Annotated in this window: 4 protein-coding genes; 1 reads left to right on the plus strand and 3 read right to left on the minus strand. The window is 54.4% G+C overall.

Annotated elements, in window-relative coordinates:
- Positions 1-339 precede the first annotated feature (339 nt).
- The gene (locus VAE48_RS07065; protein WP_322792613.1) at positions 340-780 is read left to right on the plus strand and encodes a GNAT family N-acetyltransferase; all 441 of its coding nucleotides are present in this window, start codon (positions 340-342) and stop codon (positions 778-780) included.
- Here the strand turns inward: VAE48_RS07065 and VAE48_RS07070 are convergent.
- The 3 genes from VAE48_RS07070 to VAE48_RS07080 form a co-directional block, all read right to left on the minus strand.
- Positions 777-1,643: a TerC family protein gene (locus VAE48_RS07070; RefSeq protein WP_322792614.1), complete on the minus strand. Its 867-nt coding sequence runs from the start codon at positions 1,641-1,643 to the stop codon at positions 777-779. The genes VAE48_RS07065 and VAE48_RS07070 overlap by 4 nt on opposite strands.
- Positions 1,644-2,126: 483 nt before the next feature.
- Entirely contained in the window at positions 2,127-2,882 is a 756-nt protein-coding gene (locus VAE48_RS07075) for an esterase family protein (protein WP_322792615.1), read from the minus strand.
- Between the two features lie 9 nt (positions 2,883-2,891).
- Positions 2,892-4,049 (minus strand): ATP-grasp domain-containing protein, encoded by a 1,158-nt coding sequence (locus VAE48_RS07080; RefSeq protein ID WP_322792616.1) that lies wholly within the window; start codon positions 4,047-4,049, stop codon positions 2,892-2,894.
- Positions 4,050-4,204: the final 155 nt, after the last annotated feature.

Consider the following 4,204-nt stretch of genomic DNA (forward strand, 5'->3'; position numbering starts at 1 on the left):
ATTTTGGGGGAGGCGGGAGGGGGGACGAAAATTCGAAAGTTGATGTGAAAATCATTTATCCCGAATTGACGTTAACAAGGCAAAACAGATTTAACGCCAGGACGCAAAGGTTTTTTTTCACCTCTTTGCACCTTCGTGTTGAACAGTGCCGCATCCATAAGCGGTGAAGACCGGAACAGTTGCCTATCCTTTTGAGCGGGCAAAAAAACAATGAGATTGGGGAAAGGACTTCTCACCAACTGACGTTATAATATTAAAAATTGGAAATCCTTCATCCCAAACCCGTGCTCAAAATATAGCCTTGCAAAACGCTGCCCGATCGCCTCAGGAGTTGCCCTCATGATCGAAATCCGCTCGCCATTAACCCGTGAAGACTTCAAAGCCTATTATGACCTGCGTTACCGTGTGCTGCGTGAACCGTGGGGAATGCCGCGCGGCACCGAAAAAGATGACTACGAGCCGATCAGCCAGCATTTCATGGCGGTGGAAAGCGAGACCGGCGAGGTGCTGGGGGTGGTCAAACTGTATGAAAAAGAAGCGGAGGTGGGTTGTTTTTCGCATCTGGCGGTTTCGGGCAAAGCCCAGCGCAAGGGCATCGGCAAACTGCTGATGCAGGCGGTGGAAGAGGCTGCCCGTCAGCGCGGGTACAAAGTGCTGGGCTGTTATTCGCGCCTCAACACGACCGATTATTTCAAAAAATACGGCTATCAGGTGGCCGGCCTGCCAACCCCGTATTTCGGCACCACGCAGGTGGTCTGGATGGAAAAGAATCTGGATTAAACCTCAGCCGCCGGATGGCTGCGCCGGGCACGGTGAAAGATCAGCCCAATCAGGCCGCTGATCGGCGCCAGCAGCCAGTTGATCATCGCATTGATCAGGCCGAACCCCTGACTGAGCCAGACCAGCAGAGGACGCAGAACCACTTGCAGGAAGTGGAAACGGTCATACGCCAGCGCAATCAAAATGGTCGCCGCCGAGATGCCAAATCGCGCCCAGTCCGAAAATTCCATCACCCCCATTTCTTCCAGCACCAGCTCCACGCCGATGTTCAGCACCAGCACATAGGCGGCGGATTTCAGCACCGGAAAACGCAACACCACACTGCTGAAAATGCCGGCCGCAAAACGCATCACCAAAATACCGATGAAAACACCCAGCATCACCACCCACAGTTGATCGGACAGCGACACGGCCGCGACCACATTATCCAGACTGAAAGCCAGATCCATCAACTCCACATTCAAAACCGTAATCCAGAAGCCGGTCTGCTTGACCTTGCGCAGCCCGTCCTCATCGCTTTCTTCATGATGCCCGGCCCCCAAATCATCCAGCGCCAGGCGGATGAGGTAAGCCGCGCCAATCAGTTTGAGCCACGGGTTGCGGATGATGTAACTGGCTGCCAGAAGCATCAGCCCGCGCCCGATGTACGCCCCCAGCAGACCGGCACGCAGCGCACCTTCGCGCTGGTGTCCGAGTGGTTTTTCCAAAATTTTTCCCAGCCAGTGCAGGGCTTTCGGCCAGGGGATGGGCTGGTCGTGCGGCAGGACCGAAACCATGGCCCCCAGCACAGCCGCGTTGTCAATGGAGAGGATACCCTCCAGAAAGATCAACTGCAAAATGATGACGACAAACGAAAAATCCACAGATTTGCTCCTCGCCTTGCGCCAGAGTCCAGGGCAAAAATCCCATTATCGAAGGGTAAGGTCAGGTGAATTCCGGTGGCGGTGGAGGGAAGGGGTCAATCCCACTCACAGGATTGTTTGGCTCAAACCCGAATTCATGTCAAACTTCAATGCGGGGTAAGTCCATTCACCAGTCTCATTTGGGGTTTTTGCTCGCTCAAAAGGACGTGAACCCAACAATGGCACTCCGAGCGAAGTGATACCCACCACTGCTGATTAATTGCCCCCTCCTGCGCCTCCCCCAATATCGCTTTTGCGATATTGGGGGAGGTAGGTGGGGGTCAATTCGCTTCTATATGGGTTTTGCGCTTATCCCGAACCGCGTTAAAAAATCATCTGTTAAATTTCAAAGACAGGGGGATTTTGCCGGTGTTTTTGTTATACCACCAATCCCGCCGAAAAGCGCAAAATTAAGCGGTTTGTCGCCCGCCTTCGGGACAAATTTCATTCTGAATGCGGCTGATTTTCGGTCAGTTTGCCCAAAAAATAGGGCAGCATCCGCCGCCACCACGGCCAATCATGGTTGACATCCTGTCCCCACAGGTCAATCCAGGCCGGAATGCCTTTGGCCTCCAGAATGCCGCGCATTACGGAAAGTTCGGCGTTCATCTCTTCCTCCCAGGCGCCCTGCCCGGCGCACAAAATAATCCGACTGCGGCGGTACTTTTCCAGATACCATTCATCGTTCAGGTTGGGCAGGTACAGTAACGGAGAGTTGAAATAAACCCGTTCATCCACATAATCGCCCACAAACAGGCGCAGGCTGAACACCCCGCTCAGGCTGATGACGCTGTCGAATACATCCGGGTGGCGGAAGAAGAAGTTGGCGGAATGATAGCCGCCCATGCTGCAGCCGGTGGTCAGCAGCAGGGTATCTTCCCCGCAGCGCTGGCGGATGAACGGCACCACCTCGTGGATGATGTAGCGGTCGTAATCCTCATGCCGCCAGCCGCGGTCATAGGGATGAGCGTTCCAGTTGCACCAGGCCTGGTTGTCCACACTGTCCACTGTGAAGAACTGAAACAGACCCTGTTCGATGAACCATGCGGCAGCCCCGATCATGCCAAAGTCCTCAAACTCGTAAAACCGCCCGCCCATGGCGGGAAAGACCAGCACCGGTTTGCCGGCATGACCATAAACCTTAAATTCCATGTCCTGATGCAGGTGTTCACTCCAGTAGCGGTGATATTCGATATTCATGGGAATTCCTCAGGCCGGTTCGATGATGAAACTGGCAATCTCAACCACTTCTTCTTCATAAGGCGAGCGGACGATGAAGCCGTAATCGCCGATGGCAGCCGCAAAGGCGCCGTCAATCACGCCGTGGTAAACCGTCTGCTGAGGAAAAGCCGAGAGAATTTCCTGCACCGAACGGCGGTAGGTGATGGCGTTGCGTCTGCCCACATAGGCGCAAGCGTACGGGCGGGTTACCTGCGCGTCAAAGCGGTTGTTGACGACCACATTGGCATATTCGTAAAACACATCAATGTCGTTGGCGAAGTTGAACATGTCCGTGGTCAGGCCGCCCGGCGGGCGCATGTTGACTTCCAGCGGGCGCAGTCCGCCATCCGGTGTGCGGAAGAATTCAAAGTGGAAAAAGCGTTCCTGCAGGCGATAAACGGAAACGATTTTGCGCCCGGCGGTTTCCACATCCGGCTCAATCTGGCGGGTGATCAGATACCAGAAACTGGTCTGATTGTTGACGATATCCATGACGCTGCCGTAGCGCATGGAGGAGCTAAAGACGATTTTACCGTTCTGATTGGTCAAACCGTCGAAGGTGACAATTTCACCCTCAATTTGTTCTTCCAGCAGGTATTCGACCAGCGGTTTGCGGGCGAAGAAGTCCTCCAAATCGCGGCGGCTTTGCAGGCGGTAGGTCTGAAACGCGCCGACCCCAATATCCGGTTTGGCAATCAGCGGAAAGCCCAGTTCATCGGCCAGGGCGTGCGCTTCCTGCAGGGTGTGGCAAACCCGCCCGCGAATGGGCTGCAAACCGGCTTTGGCGAACATCTTTTTCATTTCGGACTTGCGTTTGATGGCGGGTATCTGTTCACTGTGCAGGCCGCGGATGTTGAAGTCGGTGCGCAGGCGGGCGTCCGATTCCAGCCAGAATTCATTGTGCGATTCGAGCCGGTCAATTTTGCCGTAGCGGTAGGTGAAGTAGCCCACCGCGCGGATCAGCTGGTCGTAATCCTGTGCGTTCCAAACGTGGTAATACTCGCTCAACGCGCTGCGCACCTCAGGGCGCAGCGCGTCCCACGGCGAATCGCCCAGCCCCAGCACATTTACCCCAAAACGACGCAGGTTGACCCAGAAAGGCAGGTAGTTGGGCGGATAATGCGGAGAAAAAGCGATGAAGTTCACGGCAGCTCCAAAAAAACTTAAAGGGATAATAGGACATTTTAAGGAAAAAAGATTGAAATTTCAAGCGTTTTTCACGGTTTGGGCATGGCTTTCTCAAAGTCGAGAACTGTCAAACAGCAGCCGGCCGGCGCTGACCGATGTCTATTCGGAATAAT

It is taken from the genome of Bellilinea sp. (assembly GCF_034432615.1).
Lineage (GTDB): Bacteria > Chloroflexota > Anaerolineae > Anaerolineales > Anaerolineaceae > Bellilinea.